This is a genomic window from Corynebacterium striatum (assembly GCF_016728105.1).
Classification (GTDB): domain Bacteria; phylum Actinomycetota; class Actinomycetes; order Mycobacteriales; family Mycobacteriaceae; genus Corynebacterium; species Corynebacterium striatum.
Window position 1 is genome coordinate 539,624 of sequence record NZ_CP068158.1, and the last position, 17,268, is coordinate 556,891.

Genomic DNA, 17,268 nt, shown 5'->3' on the forward strand with positions numbered 1-17,268 from the left:
ATGCCATTGCCGCCGTTGCCACTGCCCACCAGCTTGGAAGAGATCTACTCCGCCGGCGCATTCGTGCAAACCGGAATAGACGCCTCCTTCGCCGAGTTTTTGGGCAAGGTAACTGCCATCGAGTTCAACTTCCAGCCATCTCCTGAAGGAGACGCGGAGACTGAGCTCGATCAAAAGGTTCAGGTGCGTTTCAACACAGCGAGGGGCCCGCAGGACTTTCCGGGAATTCGCCTTGCCACCGTGGAGGACGAGGTCCTAACTTGGCGAGCCACAGGAGCAGCCCAAGCTCCCATGGCGGAGTTCCACGCTCCGCAGCCTTACCACGAATCGTTGCTCACCATTGCGCGCTTCTTGGTAGGAAACGCCCCGGTCGTGCGCGCTCAGCAGGGCGATCACGAGGCAATCATAGCGGTGCCCTTCACCCAACTTCCGCAGGACGCCCGAGCCACGATTCTCGCAGGCATCGAGCGCTTTAGCGGTGGGGTCGACGAGCGTTTGGCGCTATTGCACTTGGCCCAAGCGATGGGCCTTGAGACAGACTCCACCACGCGCGCGGATTCGGAGAGCATTCGACTCAGCGATGGCACGGAAGTCCGCCTTACTCCTGAGGGCGCCCCAGAAGGCCAGCGCATCGTGGTTCTGCGGGGACGCGACTATGGTTTGTTGCCGGAGCAGGTGCTTTCCGACGCCCACTTCACTGCCGTTGAGCACCAATTCTTCCTGGAGGCACGCTACCCCAACGCTGAGGCTGAACTCGACCTTTCGACGGGAAGCGCCGTGCTTAACACGGCTACCGGCTCGACGACCGTGAACGCGCACCTCATCGCGGTTGTTGACTCTGAGAATTTGACCTGGGCATGGGCGGAGCCTGAGTATTCCTCGACTGTCGCGGCCCAAGCTGCACATAATCTTCTACGTTTTGGACGCGATAATGCGCTGCCGGATTTCGTGCGTCCTCAGCTGCCCCTAGCGTGGGCGCGGGCTGCTCATCTGCCACAGATGGCAATGCCGGTGTTGGGAGTATGGACGCTGCTGACCGCGCGCTTGGGTGAAAAGACTGGGTTGTTCCTGGCGAGCTCGCCTACCTTGACGCTGCCCGCGCCGACGCGTGATGTTACCGATGCAGTACTGGCGGTAAAACTGCCGACGCAATGCGATGCCGCCCGCGCTCGCTCTGCTTATGCGGCAAGCCGCGGCATCCTTTTGTAATTTCTAAAACCCGGCCTGCCGAGTGTGCGCTCGGCGGGTCTTGGGCTTTCTAAGCGCGGGCGATAGCTGCACGGAATTCTTCCGGCTGGCCAACCGGCTGGAACTGCGCGTCTTGGGTTTTGTCCACCAGAACAGCGCGGACGCCCTCTGCGAAGTCTGGGCGACGCAACATGTGCTTGCCGAGTTCTAGTTCCATACGCAGCGCCTCGCGAATGTTAGCGGCATTGGCTTCGGCTTCGAAAAGCTCGGTCGCTGCGACCAGAGCCGAAGCGCACGCCTTCTCGGTAAGTTTGGCGAAGAGTTCTGCGAGTTCCGGATGTTGTGGCAACGCGGCTGCGATCTCTTCCCACGTTGCGTGCTGGAATACCTCGTCGATGTCTTGGATGAGACCTGCCAGTTCTGGCTGACCTTCAGGTTCTACGGCGTGCTTTTCAATGGCCGCGTCAACTCCGTCGGCGATGACGTCCTCGATAAAGGCATCGGCATCCTTGACGACGTGGGTGGCAAGGCCAGACCACAGCATGTCGGCTGCATACATGCGGTAACCGCTCAAACCCCAGAACTTCGCCAGAGCGGGGTCAGCTTCCCCGCGAGTTCCGACCATGCGCTGGGACATGTAGGCGATGCCGACGTCGGTAACGTAGCCGATTGCCATCTCCGGCATAGACGCAAAGGCCTTCTCTGTAACGACTCGGTGCGAACCATGCGCGGAGATACCCAAGCCTCCGCCCATGGCTACGCCATCGATAACAGCGATATACGGCTTGGGATACTCGGCGATGTCCCCGTTGAGCGCGTACTCGCCTTCGAAGAACTCGTCTACCTCTGCCCACTTTTCGGCGAGAACGCCGTCGCGCGCAGCGCGTACGTCGCCACCTGCGCAGAAAGCTTTGGGACTATTGGAATATACGAGCACCTGCTCGACCTCGTCGTTGTGACGCCACTGGGAAAGAGCTTGACGAATAATGTCAAGCATCTCAGGATTCAAACTATTGAGCGCGCGCGGGCGATTTAGCTCAATCACTCCGGTATGGTTGCGAATTGAAACAAGCACTGGCGAGGATGTTGTGTTTTCGACGTTTATTTTCTCAGACATGCACACCAGTGTGACACATCACAATTGATACGGCCACCCCGATAAATCACAGATTGGTTGGACACTTTGGTTCCGCAGCTCATTGCGCTAGACATGGACGGCACACTGCTTGACCCCCAAGGTCAACTTCCCCCGGACTTTGCTGAGCTCACCGAGCTCGCCCGGAGTCAGGGCGCTACGCTTATCCCCGCATCCGGGCGCCAACTTGCCACCTTGCAGCTGATGTTCCCGGAGTTTTCTACCTTCATTGCGGAAAACGGCGCCGTCGTCATGCGCGATGGCGACATCATCGCGACCTTCCCACTACCGGTCGAGGTGGTCGAGCGCGTCTTGGACGCATCGGCGACTCTTCCTGCCGAACATACGCTGGTTTTGTGCACTCCAGCTGGCGCGTTCATTGAGCGTGACATCCCGGACCATGCCGTCGCAGAGATCTCTAAGTATTACAAGGCAGTGACGTGGGTGGACGACCTCACCGCGGTGCAGCACGACAGCATCATCAAGATTGCGGCCTACTGCCAGGACGGATCTGAGGCCAACCTTGCCCCCACTATCGATGATGTCGTCCAGGACCACAATGTGGCCATCTCCGGCAAGGTGTGGCTGGACGTGATGGCGGACGGCGTCGACAAGGGCGCGGCGTTGACTGCGATGGCTGAGTTGAGTTCAATCCCTCTTGCTGAGACCGCTGCTTTTGGGGACTTCCTCAACGATTACGAATTGCTTCGTACTGCCGGATTGGCGGTGGCGATGGACAATGCGCACCCGCAATTGAAAGAGATTGCGGATATCATTGCCCCCTCCAATGCCGACAATGGTGTCGCTACGGTACTGCGGGGCCTGTTCGCAGGTGTCCCAACCAGCGATTTAAGCATTTCTTAGGCAGTCCAAATTTGGGTGAGAAACACTCCCCATTATTTTAGGAATCCATACACTTCGCGGGCTAAACTGATCCAGTCGCTAGCCGCTATTCCCCTGGAGAACGTTTTGAAACAGTTTTTGAGGTCCCTCCTCGGCAAGCCTTCCTCAACTGCCCAGGAGAAGTCCAAGAAACCCGTTTACCAACCGGTCGCGACTCCGACCAAGGGAGAGCAGGCTTCGCAGGCCACCCCTCCGCAGTCCGGCGATGATGCCAAGGCTGATGTTCCTTCTGACGCTAAGTCCGGCGACAAGCCTGGTCAGGGTAGGTCTCCGCAGCAGTCTGCAAAGCCTCAGCCAGGGAAAGCACCGACTCCTAAGCCAGCCGCGCCTAAGGCCCCGGCTGATAAGTCTGCCAAGCAGAGCACTTCCACCATCGAAGGCACTAAGAACGCCGAAAAATCCGAAAAAGATGGTTCGAATGCAGCTAAGCCGGCGGACAAGACCACAAGCGACCAGAAGAACGCGTCCGTCGACCATCCGAAGCAAGCCAAGCACGAACCAACTCAGCAGAATTCCACCAAACCTGTAGTGAAGGACACCCCCTCTGCGAAGCTGCCGCCACGTCCAAACAACAACGCGCAGAAGCAACAACCGGCCAAGGACGCTCAGCAGCCCAAGAATGGCAACTCCTCTGCAGGAAACAAGCAATCACAGAACTCAAAGGCGCCAAAGCCCGGCCAGCCCGCCAAGAAGGGCTCCACTTCTGCTGCCACTGAACCAGTAGAGAATGCGTCGAAGCCAGCCGCGCCTAAGGCCCCGGCTGATAAGTCTGCCAAGCAGAGCACTTCCACCATCAAAGGAACCAAGAACGCCGAAAAATCCGAAAAAGATGGTTCGAATGCAGCTAAGCCGGCGGACAAGACCGCAAGCGACCAGAAGAACGCGTCCGTCGACCATCCGAAGCAAGCCAAGCACGAACCAACTCAGCAGAATTCCACCAAACCTGTAGTGAAGGACACCCCCTCTGCGAAGCTGCCGCCACGTCCAAACAACAACGCGCAAAAGCAACAACCGGCCAAGGACGCTCAGCAGCCCAAGAATGGCAACTCCTCTGCAGGAAACAAGCAATCACAGAACTCAAAGGCGCCCAAGGCCCCGGCTGATAAGTCTTCCAAGCCAAGCACTTCCACCATCGAAGGAACCAAGAACGCCGAAAAATCCGAAAAAGATGGTTCGAATGCAGCAAAGGCTGCGGGCAAGAACGCCGACGGCAAAAAGAAGCCACGCCTGATTTATCCGCCGGTAACGAAGCAACAAGTAACACAGACGCAAAAGGCGTCTGTCGCGCCAAAGCCACAGAACGCACAGGCTCCAAAGACTCAACAGCCAAAGACTCAACAAAGCGCTCAGCCGAACACGGGCGCCAAGCCCGATACCTCGAAGCAAAGCACTAAGCCAGAGACGCCGAAACAGGGCGCCTCGAAGGCAGGCCCCACAGCAGCTGGCGCCGCCGCAGCCGGTATTTCCGCAACCAAGGCCAAGGCTGAGGCGCAGAATCCGCCTGCAAAGCAACACCCGAAGCAGCCTAATGCCGGTAAGAACAAGCAGCCCGAGGGCAAGCCGGCCAACGCAGCACAGGCATCTCAGACGGCCCAAGCTTCTCAGCCTGCTGGAAAGCCGCAGGCTCAGGCCCAGCCAAAGGCCCAGGCTCCGCAATCTCAGGCTAAGCAGACACAGCCCAAGGCTCAAGCACAGCAGCCGCAAAAGCCACGGCCAGAGGCAGAACAGGCGAACCGCCCAGCGAGTGCCGCGAAGCCTGGAACCACTGCAAAAGCAGCTGGCGCAGAAGCCACCGCAAACTCCGCGAACCACGCTGCCACTGAGCAGGAGATCGCACGCGCACTCGCACGTCGCTCGCAATCCGTGGGCACGCCTTCCCAGCAGCAGTTGAAGGCACCGAAGCCTCCTCGCGAAGCACAGAAGCATCCCAATCGTTCTGCGCAGACCTCAGACGCCAAGCCGAACAATAAGCCAATCGCGAAGCCCACTGCCAAAGAAGCAAGCATCGCTGCTGCCCCAGCGGCATTTGTGCAGCCGCCCAAGAATGAGCCGCGCCCGCAGCAATCTGCAAAACCGGCTACCCCGGTCATGGTGGACAGCTTCCCCCACGAGCCCGAAGCACTTGCCACGCCACCAGAAAGCAAGGAAGTAAAGCACAACCGCCGCGCCCGCCTGCGCCAGGTCAAGGGCCTCGACGGCCTTCGCGGCCTAGCCGTCCTCGCAGTGGTCATCTACCACTTCTTCGGCGACTTCCTGCCCGGTGGTTACCTCGGCGTTGACATGTTCTTTGTCCTATCCGGATTCTTGATTACCTCCCTGCTCGTCCGCGAATTCCGCGCCAGTGGCCGCATCAGCTTGAAGGATTTCTGGGTCCGCCGATTCCGCCGAATCCTGCCCGCAGCGTTGACCGTGCTCATCATTTGCACGTCCATCGTTGCCCTCGTCGGCGGTGATCTAGCAGTAGGAATCCGCGAGCAGTTCCTGGGCACGTTCTTCTTCGTCAATAACTGGACACAGATTGCTACCTCGCAGTCTTACTTTGCTGACAACGAAATTCAGGTCTTTGCCCACTACTGGTCGTTGGCTGTTGAAGAGCAGTTCTATGTCATTTGGCCCCTGCTCATTTTCACCATTTTCGCCATTTCCCGGCGTCAACCCCGCCGACTCCCAATTGCGGTCTCGTTAATTCTGGCCATCGCGTCCGGCGTGGCAATGTGGCTCATCTACGTTCCTGGTGAGGACCCAACGCGCGTCTACTACGGCACCGATACCCACGCCTTCGGCTTGCTCATTGGCGCAATCCTTTCTTTGATGCTCACCAGCACCAAGGAAGATCCCGGGGCTGACTCGTGGGCAAGTCCCGGAAAGTCCGAGCGCGTTCTGGCAGGAACGATTGGCTTCTTAGCGCTTGCGGGTTACATCGCGCAACTGTTCCTAATGCCGGACGATGCAGACTTCACCTACCGCGGCGGCTTGGTGCTGACAAGCGTCCTCGGCGCGCTCATGATTTGGGGCGTCGTCCGCGAATTCGGTCCTCTCAAATGGATCTTCAGCACTGCCGTCATGCGTTGGCTGGGTCAGCGTTCCTTCTCGCTGTACCTGTGGCACTGGCCGGTCGTGATGATTTTGCGCGCGATTTTCGACGGAAACCACTCCTCCGACAAGCCGTGGATTCTGGGCCTTGTCGCGATACCGATCTCCTTCCTGCTGGCAGAGCTTTCCTACCAGTTCGTGGAGAATCCTTTCCGCCGCGGCGGTTACAAGAAGACGTGGACTGGCTACTGGGCGGCCCGCCCCTCGATCTCCGAGATGAAGGACGGATTTGCCAAGGCCTTTTGGCCGTTTGTGCCGTTGATCGTCGTCGCTTCCCTAGTGGGCGTGAGCTACGCGCTGGCGACCTCCAGCGATAAATCTGAGCTGGAGCAGCAGCTCGAGATGCTGCAGCAGAAGAACACGCAAAGCAACCAGGGCAACCCTGGCGCTGCGGCAGCTCCAGCGAGCCCAGAAGAAAATACCAGCCGTCCGATGCCAACCGGCAATGAAATTACCGCCATCGGTGACTCGGTGATGTTGGCTGCCTCCGAGGCACTGCAGCAGCGCTACCCAGGCATCTACGTCGACGCCGACGTTTCCCGCCACTACACAGCAGCTATCCCGATCATTCAGCAGCTCAAGGATTCTGGCCAGCTGCGCTCCACGGTTTTCCTTGGCTTCGGTACCAATGGCCCGGCATTCCCTGACCAGATTCAGGAAGTCGTTGACCTCATCGGCCCAGACCACACCATCGTGATGGCCGTTCCTTATGGCGACCGCGGATGGATGGCACAGTCCCAACGCGACGTCATCGATGCTGCGAAAAAGTACGACAACGTCTACCTTGCTGACTGGTGCACCCACGCACAGAGCAACCCGAACTTGCTCTATTCCGACGGCATTCACCCGCTTCCGGAAGGCGCTTCGGAATACGCCTTGGCTTTCCACTACGCCTTGTTGCAGTATTCCAACTACGACAAGAACTTGGATTCCAAGTGCCAGATCTAGAAGTTCTTGAGCCAAAGCTCCTAGAACGCAAAAGGCGGACGGTCTCTTACAGCGGACCGTCCGCCTTTTCGTTATCCTGTTTTTGGATTTAGGTAAGAAACTGCGCACACGAGGAACTTCCTGTTGACAGCTCCACGCAAAGAATGGATTTGGTTGGCCGCCACGGCAGCGCTTGCGCTAGTCGCCGCAATCGTAGTGATTGCCGGCTGGGATAGTCTCCCAGACCCACTGCCCAAGCATTTCAATGGTCGAGACGAACCTGATGCATGGATGCCAAAGACCTATCGCAATGCAATTGGTTTTGCTGTGCTTGTTCCTATTATTCTGACGATTGTTTCAGCAGTAACTATCGGCATAACGCAACAAAGCACCAAGACAACCACAGGCAGCTATTCGCAGTCTTCTGCGGTTGATATCGAGCGTAGCCGTGCTCACTCCGCTGCTATCCTTCCAGCGTTAAGCTTTTGGTTTTTTGCACTAACGGCAATCTGCACGGCGTTCGCGCTCACTGGAATCTTTCTCAGCGGCCCTAGACCGCTAATTTTCCCCTGCTTAGTCGTTGCCATCCTTATGGCTTGCGTCTGGCTCATGTTCAGGTTGAATAGCATAAATAAAAAGCTGGATGAAAACTTTCCTGACTCCTCTACAGCGGGCAAGCTTCGTTACGGATTGTTCTACTACGACCCCACAGATACCCGCGCGATGGTGCCCCTTCCCAGCGGTTCTTCCCAATTCAACTTTGGGCAGAAAACGGCCTGGTTTATCCTCGCAGGTCTCCTAGTACCGCCAGTCCTTATTATCATTCTTCTCAACGTCGCAACCTAAAACGCCCATAGAAAAATCCGCCTTCCTGCGCTGCGTGGTTGTATACACGGTGCAGGGAGGCGGATTGCTTTTAAGCGAGTGTCTTAGGACTCCACCTTGTACTCGGCCATGCGGTCCCACTCGGTCTTCCCGTCGATGTGGACGTTGATGATTTCCGGGGTCTCCAGCAGATACTTCGGGAACTCCTCGCAGGAGCGCTTAAAGTGCTCGCCCTGGACATGATCCACGTCCTTGCCATCAGCATAAGCCTCAACGAGGAGGAAGCGCTGACGGTCCTCCGGATCACGGTACCAATCAAAGTTCAGGCAACCCGACTCCGCATTACAAGCCTGGGTGTACCAGTCGATCTCCTCGAGGAAGGTCTCTGCATATTCGGGCTTTACGTGGAATTTTACGTTAATCAAAATCATGGGGACCATCTTACGTACCCGGAAACTACGCCGCCATGCTCCCGTCATGACCTGCCTTTCTGCTCCGCGCAGTGGGTCGGATCAGTGCCCCCGTCGTCCTTAGTAGATAAAGAAGCAAAGACTAGTTAAAGAAGTACTCCGCAACGTAGACGTTCGAGCCGTCGAAGCTGGTGGCCACGCCAAAGTGCTTGCTAGGTCCCGGGGTAACTGGGACGTCGCGGTTGAGCCAGTTGAGGCGGTCTTGTGCTTCCTGGATGCTCAGGCGGTAGACGTTGCCGCTGCCCTCGTTGAGGTGGGTGCGGCCATCACCGGCATTGCCGTGGAAGGTCAGCGTTCCCGCTGCGCCGTGATCAGCCCACTCCTGCGCGATGTTTCGCGCGTTGCCGTCTTCAACATGGCCCTGCTTGCGCAGGTGCGCATTCGTGGCGCCGACCAGCTGGTGGGCCACCTCAGGGGCTGGCTGCTTGATAAACGGCGGCAGCTGAATTTTGAACTGCTTGGCGAGGTCGTATGCCTGCGCAGGCAGCTCAATTTGCGAGCTACCCGCTGGCAGCTGGGAGGAAAGCTCTTGGACCTGTGGCGGGAGCTGAACCTGTGCCTGGGCTGGCACCAGCCCGCCCATGGTCAAGGCAAGTGCGGCTGTAACGGGGAGGATGCGGCGCGAGATGTTCATGACCTCCACCGTGCCACAGCTACGCGGTATGAGGACACCGCATTGAACGCTGTTCGGCAGATCGCAACCGCATCGTTATACGGCAGGGGGAGGCATGCTTGACGACGCCCCGCTTGCCCAAAGGCTTATCCCTCCAGCTTTTCACCGAGTTCCAGCCACTCCATTTCCAGCTCCTCGCGCTGCGCGGTGATGTCTTTGACCTGCGCATCTAGCTTAGTGAGCTGCTCGGTATCGAGTACCGTCGCAGCGGCAACTTCTGCCATGGTCGCACTCACTTTCTCCGCTTGCTCGTCGAGCTTGGACATCTTGCGTTCCAGTGCGTTCATCTTCTTGGTCAGCTCGCGTTCTTCCTGCGAGCTCAGGCGCTTTGGCGCCGCGGTGCCAGTGCCGCCGGCTCCGTCGCCCTTGGTCTTGGCCGTATCGGCAGCAGTTCCGTCCGCGTTCTTACCGCCCAGGTTCAGGACACCGGAATTCTGGGCGGCGTCGAGCTGGGCGCGGCGGCGCAGGTATTCGTCGATTCCTCCCGGCAGGTTAGTCAGCTTGCCGTCGCCGAACAGCGCATAGGTGTTGTCGGCGATCCTTTCTACGAGGTAGCGGTCGTGCGAGATGACCACCATCGTTCCGGGCCACGAGTCTAGAAGCGACTCGAGCTCCTGAAGGGTATCAATGTCCAGGTCATTGGTTGGCTCGTCCAGCAGAAGAACATTTGGCTCGGCCATGAGCACGCGGGTCAATTGCAGGCGGCGGCGCTCGCCACCGGACAGGTCACCCACCGGGGTGCGCTGGCGTTTGGCAGAGAAGCCGAGGCGCTCGGCCAGTTGCGAGGCGCTCAGCTCCTTCTTGCCAAGCTGGACGTAGGTAGCGACGTCCTCCACGGCGTCGATAAGCCGACGCTCCGGATCGAGGTCATCGAGTTCCTGGCGCAGCCAACCCAGACGCACCGTCTGCCCCTCAATGCGCTTGCCTGCCGCGAGCGAGTGCTCCCCTGCCAAAGCGCGCAGCAGAGTGGTCTTGCCGGAACCATTCACGCCGACCAGGCCGATGCGCTCACCCGGCGCGAGGCGCCAGGTCAGATGGTCGACCAGCACACGGCCGTCGGGGGTGGCCACGGTCGCGTCCTCGAGTTCGATAACCACGCGGCCTTGGCGCTGCTTGGAAAAGGCCATGAGCTCAACCTTGTTGCGCGGCGCGGGGACGTCCGCGATGAGGGCCTCGGCGGCCTCAATGCGATAACGCGGCTTGGAGGTACGAGCCGGCGCACCTCGGCGCAGCCAGGCCAGCTCCTTGCGGGCGAGATTCTGGCGGCGCTGTTCCATGGCGTCGGCCTGGCGGGCGCGCTCGGCGCGGGCATAGATCCAGTCGTTGTAACCGCCCTCGTAGGGGTCGACCACACCGTCGTGCACTTCCCAGGTGGTGGTGGCGACGGTATCCAGGAACCAGCGGTCGTGAGTGACCACCACGACGGCAATCTTGCGGCCCAGCAGGTGCTGCGCAAGCCACTGCACGCCCTCGACGTCGAGGTGGTTGGTCGGCTCGTCGAGTACCACGAGGTCGAGTTCCTGTACGAGCGCTGCGGCTAGATTCACGCGGCGGCGCTCACCACCCGAGAGCGAGCCCACTTGGGTCTCTAGGCCGAGTTCCACAATTCCGAGGCCCCCCAGGACGTCGCGTACCTTGGCGTTGGAGGCCCACTCAAAGGTTTCGAGGCCGAGCGGTTCGATGATGACCTGGGCGATGGTCAGGGCGTCGTCAAGCTCAAAGCGTTGCGTCACCACAGCCATGCGTAGATCGGAGTTGTGGGAAACGCGCCCCTCGTCTGGTGGCTCGATGCCAGTCAAGACCTCTAGAAGCGTGGTCTTACCGCCGCCGTTAACGCCAACGATTCCGATTCGGTCACCGGATTGCACGCCGAGTGATACCCCATCAAGGAGAGTCTGGAGGCCGAAAGATTTGGATACGTTTTCCAAGTTAATAAGGTTCGCCATAACGTTGTCCCATCTTAATGCCTAGACCGGAGTACCCCCTCATTTCCGCGAGTATTGCAAATGAATATCGTTCTAAATAGCCTAAAGTGTTATGAAGAAATCTGCGCTTTCAATTCTCGCCGCTGTCTCCGCGACCGCGCTTCTTGTTACTTCCTGCTCCAAGCCAGCTGATGAGGCTGCTCCGGCAACCTCCGCTGCGGAGGAGGCTCACGATCATGAGCACGAGGGACATGACCACTCCCACGACGGCATGGAAGCCAGCGAGGGCGAGACTGAGGTTGCCCAGCTGCCTAATCGCGTCGTACTCTCCCACGAGGGTGGCCTGAAGACCTACGATGCCAAGACCGGCAAGGTCATCGCGGAAGAGGATATGCCTGCGTTCCTGCGCCTGTCTAACGCTGGCGATGACCGTCACGTCATGGTGACCAAGGGCGACAAGTTCCTCACCTTCGACACCGGCCTCATCACCAAGCCGCACGGCGATCACAACCACTACTACACCGCTGAGCCAAAGCTTGACGACGCCGAGTACAAGGCACCGCACGCAGGCCACGTGGTTCACCACGACGGCTTCACCGCGCTCTTCTCCGATGGTGACGGCACCGCACAGGTCGTACCAACCGACCAGATTGCTGATCCAAAGGACGTTAAGACCTTCGAGTCCGGCGAGGCTCACCACGGTGTGGCTGTTCCGCTCAAGGATGGCTCCGTCGTTATGACCAAGGGCACCGAGGACGAGCGCCACACCATTCAGCACCTGGACAAGGATGGCAAGGTCCTGACTGAGACCACCAAGTGCCCTGGCGTCCACGGTGAGGCTACCGCTGGTAACGGAAAGCTCTTCTTCGGCTGTGAGGACGGCCCTGTCGTCTTCGACGGCAAGGAGTTCCATAAGATCGACGTTTCTTCCTACGCTGGCAAGGACGGCTACCAGCGCTCCGGTAACTCCGCTGGTTCCGAAGAGTCTGACATCATCCTCGCTGATAATAAGACTGAGAAGGACGCCGAGTTCGAGCGCCCAACATCTGTCTCCCTCATCAACACCGAGGACTACTCCGCCAAGAAGGTTGAGCTTGGATCTTCTTACTGGTTCCGTTCCCTGGCCCGCGGCCCGCTGGGCGAGGCACTGGTTCTGACCTACGACGGCAAGCTCAACGTCATCGATCCGGAATCCGGCAAGGTCACCAAGAAGATCGACGCTATCTCCGAGTGGCGCGAGAACGAAGAGTGGCAGCTGCCTGGACCGATCCTGAAGTCCGTTGACGGCTACGCTTACGTCACCGACGCCAACAAAAAGGAGCTCGTTGTCATCGACCTGTTCGAGGGCAAGGAGATCAACCGCTTCAAGCTGGACATCAAGCCGACCGAGATGGCTGTCCTCTAAGGTTGCGCTGTAGAGCCCCCTCCGCTCTAGCTAGGAGATAGACAAAGGCACCGTTCAATGGGACGGTGCCTTTGTCTATCTCAGTCGATCTCAAGTGGGCTAATCAGCCCAGCATCTCGATACCTGGGGCCGGCGAGTGCGTGACAATGCCGCGGGTGCCCTTGTTGTCAAACATGACTTGCGCAACCACTTCTCCGGCGGTCTCCTCATCCTCGCAGAGGAAGGCACAGGTGGGGCCGGAACCGGAGACAATCCCGGCCAGTGCACCGGCGGCCTTGCCAGTGTCGAGAATCTTACGCAGGTCTGGCCGCAGGGACACGGCGGCGGCCTGGAGGTCGTTGCGCAGCGCAGCCGCCAGCTGTTGCGGCTGACCACTCATCAACGCCTGGGCTACCGCTGATGTATCCATCGCAGGGGTGCTACCCTTCCCCGCCGCGCGCAGCTCATCGATCTTGTGGAAGACCGCCGGCGTCGATAAGCCCTCGGCGTTGGTGATAATCGCCCACGTGTAGGTGCCGCGGGTCATCATGGGTGCTAGCTGCTCGCCGCGCCCAGTGCCCAAGGCGGTGCCGCCCATGAGCGTGAAAGGCACGTCGGAGCCCAGCTCGGCGGCCAGCTCGTAAAGCTTGTCCTCGCTGAGCTCACAAAAGTCTGCGAAAGCTTGCGCAGCTAAGCGCAGGGCCGCAGCGGCGTTCGCCGAGCCGCCAGCCATGCCGCCTGCGGCAGGAATTCCCTTCTGCAGGTGCAGCGTCACGCGCGGCAGAGCCACCTGCCGGTCGGCTCGCACAGCGCGGGCCACCACCTCGACAGCGCGCCAGGCCAGGTTGGACTCATCTTCCGGTACGCCGGCAGCATAGGTGCCGCTGGCGTGCAGCGCGGCAACAACTGGGCCGGTGGTCGGTTCGTCGGCGTGAACCTCAAGAGAGACCTCGTCGCTGATATCGAGGGACTGAAACACCGTTGCCAGCTCGTGGAAGCCATCGTCGCGAACTGCCTCGACCCCGAGGTGCAAGTTTACTTTCGCGTGGGCGCGTGCTCTCAGAATCACTTGATACCTGCCAAACGCACGAAGTCTTCTACCGCGAGCTTCTCGCCGCGCAACCGTGGGTCAATGCCCGCCGCCACGAGGGCTTCCTCCGCCGCCGGGCCGCCGCCAAAGTGGCCGGACAAAGCCGCGCGAAGGGTCTTGCGGCGTTGGGCGAAGGCGGCGTCGACAAGCGGGAAAACTGCCTTACGCGTCGCATCGTCGATAGGCCACGGGGCGTCCTGGAAGCAATCGATGCGAACCAAACCGGACTCGATGTTGGGTGCGGGCCAGAAGACGTTCTTGCCGATGGTTCCCGCCTGGCGGACGGTGCCGTAGAAGGAGGCCTTCACGGAGGGCACACCGTAGACCTTGTTACCGGGCTTCGCGGCGAGGCGCTCAGCGACCTCCAGCTGCACCATCACCAGCACGCGTCGAATGGTGGGATACAGCTCCAGCAGGTGCAGCAAAACCGGAACTGCAACGTTATAAGGCAGGTTCGCCACAAGGGCCGTGGGTTCTCCCAGCTCTCCCGGCGCGATGCGCAACGCATCCTTTTCGATGAGGCGGAGGTTGCCCGCCTGCTCCGGCGCGCGCTCAGCAATGGTGTCCGGCAGCTGCGCCGCTAGGCGCGGATCGATCTCCACCACGGTGAGGTCATCGACTGCTTCCAGCAGGCCCAAGGTCAAAGACCCCAGGCCAGGTCCTACCTCAACCACGCGGTCGTCGCGCTGTAAGTCTGCTGCGGCAACGATGCGGCGGATAGTGTTTGGGTCGTGCAGGAAGTTCTGACCAAGCTTCTTGGTGGGGGTTACATCCAGCTTCTCGGCCAGTTGGCGAATTTCCACGGGTCCGAGCAGTTTGGGTTCAGTCATGCAATTCAGAGTAGTTCACAAAATCAGAAAAGCCCGCATAAGCGGGCTGTTTCAGGAAAGCGATTCAGGTCTAGCTGCGGTGGCCAAATTCGGCCAGCCCAGAAGGGGCGTTTAGCGCAGGCCCAGCTTGGAGGTACATGCAGGCCATGCGCCCCAGCCCTGTGCGGCCTGGACCTTCTCCGCGACAGCAATCTGCTGCTCGCGGGTTGCCTGCCATGCCTCAGGAGCATAAGCGGTGCCACCGAAGCCAGCCCAGGTGGACGGGGTGAACTGAAGGCCGCCGGAGAAACCGTTGCCGGTGTTGATGGCCCAGTTACCGGTGGACTCGCACTGCGCGAGGGAATCCCATACGCTGCCGTCAGCCACGGCTGGCGCTGCTGCGGGCTTCTTGGTGCCACGGGCGATGGTCGCAGCGACCGGCTCGTTAATGACCTTCTCCTTGACTATCTCGTCAGACTCCTTGGCACCGTCTTTCATCACGAGCTTGCGGGTGACGTTGCGCTGGCCCTTGACTGCCTCCACGCGCACTTCCTCGTTGCCCTCTTCAAGCTCAGGATCGTCAACGAAGGTAGGCTCCGCCTCAAATTCCTCGGTTGCGTCGTAGAAGGTGGTGGAAACCTGGTCAACCTTGATGGACATGCCATTGACGATCGGGGTATCCATCGACGGGAACACGCGGTCATCCTCATCAACGTCGATGCCGCGCTCTTCGATGACGTCCTTCACGGTCTTGGCCGCAATGTTGGTGTAGGTGATCTTGCCGCCGTCATTGATCTTGACGATCTTCGGTGAGACAACCTCGAGTTCCATGCCCTCAGTCAGGTTGTCATCACCCGTTACCTTCTTATCACCGGAGGTAATAGCCGCACCTGGGGCGATACCATCAAGGTTGCCCAACAGATCCGAAACCTTGAGGTCGGTCGAGGAAAGCTGCTGTTTGACGCCGTCGATAGACACGGCCACCGGCTTGGAGGTGCGCACGGTGATGTTGTCACCGTCAGCGACCTTCTCAGAAGGAGCCGGGTAGACCAGATCCTCACCACCGACGTTGACGCCAGCAGCCTGCAGAGCCTCATCGACGTTGCCCGCGAAGGTAGCGAGCTCAATCTTGTCGCCATTGACGTCAAGGGTGATGTCTTTTTGCGCAGACACAGCGACCACACCGCCCACTGCCAAAGTGCCGAGCACACCGCCGGTGGCAAGACGCAGTGGAAGGGAACGGGAAGAATTGATGCGCTTAATCTGGTTCATGTAACTCTCTCAAAACGAATGATGTCTCGCGCTAGGCCCTCAGGCGTGGGGCCAACCATGGGACGGTAGCGCGTTGAGCAAATCTTCAATAACAATACGATAACAGCAGCGTCCAGTCGAGAGCGATTCCTTTCGCCACGCCACTTGGAACACTACCGCAACACCCAACACGTGTTTTACGGTTGACCAGGACAAATACTAAATATGACGATCGTCACAAACCAAACACGGAGTTGAACGTCTGGTTAACTTCCGTAACCAAATCCTCCACATCCATGCCCCGAGCTTCCGCAATGCAGTTATACGTATGACCGATGAAAGTCGGCTCGTTGCGCGCACCGCGGAAGGGCTCGGGAGTCATATACGGAGCATCCGTCTCCACGAGTAGCTGCCCCGCCGGAGCGATAGCCGCCGACTGACGCAACTCCTCGTTTCGCTTGAAGGTCACGTTGCCGGCAAAGGAAAGAACCCAACCGCGTGCCAGGGCCTCCTTCGCCACGTCCATCGGTGAGGAGAAGCAATGGAGCATGACATTCTCAGCGTCGCCAAGCACACGCAGAAGCTCCGCGTCCGCCTCACGATTGTGGATCATGAGGACCTTGCCCGCCTCCTTGGCCAAATCCATGTGCCAGCGCAGCGCCTCCTCCTGCGCCTCGAGCGGAGCGGTGGACTCTGGCTCGTGCTTAATCCAATAGGTATCGAGGCCGGTCTCCCCGATTGCCACGCAGCGTGGGTCCGCAGCCATTTCCTCCAGCCGCTTCCGCGCCGCGGCATCGAGTGTGTCGGCCTTGGTGGGGTGGATGGCGCAGGCTGCCCACACGTTGGGGAACTCATGTGCCGCTTGGAGCGCACGCTCGGCCTCTTCCAAACCATCACCTACCGTAACCATGCGCGACACCCCTGCAGCACCGGCGCGGGACACGATGTCGGCGGCTGGGTCCTTGCAGGAGGCTAGGTGCGTATGGGCGTCGACAAGCTGCGTCAAGCCTTCTGCTGGAACAGGGACTGGGCGTGGCTTCTTTTTAGACATGTACGCAATTGTAATCTGGAACGCATGCAAATCCGCAGTGCCACCCTCGCCGACGTCCCCGCGATGACCGAGTGCCTCAACTGGGCCATCCGGGAGACCGACTTCATCTTCCGCGACACCGAAGCAACCATCGCCGAGCGCGAAGAATACCTGCGCCAGAACATCGCTGATGGCTGCCCGTGGCTGGTTGCAGAAACCGAGCCTGAGACGCCAGGCGAAAAGCCTCAGCACTTAGGTTGGGCCATGTATCACCCCTACCGCGACCCAAGCGTGTGGAAAGGGTGTTACGAAACCACCATTTATTTGGATCCGGCAGCCCAAGGCCGAGGCGTGGGCACCGCCCTTTTAGGTGAGCTCGTTTCCCTGGCGCGCGCGGATGAAAAAGTGCATACGCTGCTGGGGCTCATCGTGGACACCAACGTCGCATCCATCAAGTTGCATGAGAAGTTCGGTTTTGCCAATGTAGGAACGTTCAAAGAGGTGTCCTACAAGATGGGACATTGGCTCAACCTCACTCACTTGCAGCTCATGCTTTAAGGATCAA

The 17,268-nt window shown here is 59.4% G+C and carries 14 protein-coding genes; 6 read left to right on the top strand and 8 right to left on the bottom strand.

The window, feature by feature from the left end:
* The gene (locus I6I72_RS02505; protein ID WP_049062240.1) at positions 1 to 1,209 is read left to right on the top strand and encodes a DUF6882 domain-containing protein; all 1,209 of its coding nucleotides are present in this window, start codon (positions 1 to 3) and stop codon (positions 1,207 to 1,209) included.
* Between the two features lie 49 nt (positions 1,210 to 1,258).
* Here the strand turns inward: I6I72_RS02505 and I6I72_RS02510 are convergent, their stop codons facing one another.
* A complete protein-coding gene (locus I6I72_RS02510) occupies positions 1,259 to 2,305 on the bottom strand; it encodes a 3-hydroxyisobutyryl-CoA hydrolase (protein WP_049062239.1) in 1,047 nt (348 codons plus the stop codon).
* Between the two features lie 57 nt (positions 2,306 to 2,362).
* On the opposite strand from I6I72_RS02510, the gene I6I72_RS02515 reads away from it, so the two are divergent.
* From I6I72_RS02515 to I6I72_RS02525, 3 genes are all read left to right on the top strand, one after another.
* Positions 2,363 to 3,187 carry an HAD family hydrolase gene (locus I6I72_RS02515; RefSeq protein WP_188093121.1) on the top strand — a complete coding sequence of 275 codons (825 nt, stop codon included), beginning with the start codon at positions 2,363 to 2,365 and terminating at the stop codon, positions 3,185 to 3,187.
* Between the two features lie 105 nt (positions 3,188 to 3,292).
* Positions 3,293 to 7,267, top strand: coding sequence for an acyltransferase family protein (locus I6I72_RS13595; protein ID WP_236592655.1), 3,975 nt, complete (start codon positions 3,293 to 3,295; stop codon positions 7,265 to 7,267).
* Between the two features lie 123 nt (positions 7,268 to 7,390).
* Positions 7,391 to 8,092, top strand: coding sequence for a DUF1648 domain-containing protein (locus tag I6I72_RS02525; RefSeq protein ID WP_157800428.1), 702 nt, complete (start codon positions 7,391 to 7,393; stop codon positions 8,090 to 8,092).
* A gap of 83 nt (positions 8,093 to 8,175) precedes the next feature.
* Here I6I72_RS02525 and I6I72_RS02530 read toward each other — a convergent pair whose 3' ends face one another.
* The 3 genes from I6I72_RS02530 to I6I72_RS02540 all read right to left on the bottom strand — a co-directional run bounded on the left by I6I72_RS02530 (position 8,176) and on the right by I6I72_RS02540 (position 11,160).
* The gene (locus tag I6I72_RS02530) at positions 8,176 to 8,502 is read right to left on the bottom strand and encodes a putative quinol monooxygenase (RefSeq protein ID WP_034657186.1); all 327 of its coding nucleotides are present in this window, start codon (positions 8,500 to 8,502) and stop codon (positions 8,176 to 8,178) included.
* A gap of 121 nt (positions 8,503 to 8,623) precedes the next feature.
* Positions 8,624 to 9,175, bottom strand: coding sequence for a hypothetical protein (locus I6I72_RS02535; protein WP_049062825.1), 552 nt, complete (start codon positions 9,173 to 9,175; stop codon positions 8,624 to 8,626).
* A 125-nt stretch (positions 9,176 to 9,300) separates the two neighbouring features.
* Complete coding sequence (locus tag I6I72_RS02540; protein WP_049062824.1) at positions 9,301 to 11,160, bottom strand: ABC-F family ATP-binding cassette domain-containing protein; 1,860 nt, start codon at positions 11,158 to 11,160, stop codon at positions 9,301 to 9,303.
* A gap of 91 nt (positions 11,161 to 11,251) precedes the next feature.
* Here I6I72_RS02540 and I6I72_RS02545 point away from each other — a divergent pair, with 91 nt between their 5' ends.
* Positions 11,252 to 12,544, top strand: coding sequence for an NHL repeat-containing protein (locus I6I72_RS02545; RefSeq protein WP_005530103.1), 1,293 nt, complete (start codon positions 11,252 to 11,254; stop codon positions 12,542 to 12,544).
* Between the two features lie 103 nt (positions 12,545 to 12,647).
* Here the strand turns inward: I6I72_RS02545 and I6I72_RS02550 are convergent, their stop codons facing one another.
* The 4 genes from I6I72_RS02550 to I6I72_RS02565 form a co-directional block, all read right to left on the bottom strand.
* Positions 12,648 to 13,592 (bottom strand): 4-(cytidine 5'-diphospho)-2-C-methyl-D-erythritol kinase, encoded by a 945-nt coding sequence (locus I6I72_RS02550; RefSeq protein ID WP_005530105.1) that lies wholly within the window; start codon positions 13,590 to 13,592, stop codon positions 12,648 to 12,650.
* On the bottom strand, positions 13,589 to 14,443 hold the full coding sequence (gene rsmA, locus I6I72_RS02555) for a 16S rRNA (adenine(1518)-N(6)/adenine(1519)-N(6))-dimethyltransferase RsmA (RefSeq protein ID WP_005530107.1): 855 nt from the start codon (positions 14,441 to 14,443) through the stop codon (positions 13,589 to 13,591). The genes I6I72_RS02550 and rsmA overlap by 4 nt, the downstream gene beginning before the upstream one ends.
* A 111-nt stretch (positions 14,444 to 14,554) precedes the next feature.
* Entirely contained in the window at positions 14,555 to 15,694 is a 1,140-nt protein-coding gene (locus I6I72_RS02560; RefSeq protein ID WP_005530109.1) for a resuscitation-promoting factor, read from the bottom strand.
* Between the two features lie 214 nt (positions 15,695 to 15,908).
* Positions 15,909 to 16,724 carry a TatD family hydrolase gene (locus tag I6I72_RS02565; RefSeq protein WP_049147585.1) on the bottom strand — a complete coding sequence of 272 codons (816 nt, stop codon included), beginning with the start codon at positions 16,722 to 16,724 and terminating at the stop codon, positions 15,909 to 15,911.
* A 24-nt stretch (positions 16,725 to 16,748) separates the two neighbouring features.
* Between I6I72_RS02565 and I6I72_RS02570 the strand changes: the two genes are divergently transcribed.
* Positions 16,749 to 17,261, top strand: coding sequence for a GNAT family N-acetyltransferase (locus I6I72_RS02570; protein ID WP_005530112.1), 513 nt, complete (start codon positions 16,749 to 16,751; stop codon positions 17,259 to 17,261).
* The last annotated feature ends 7 nt before the right edge of the window (positions 17,262 to 17,268 follow it).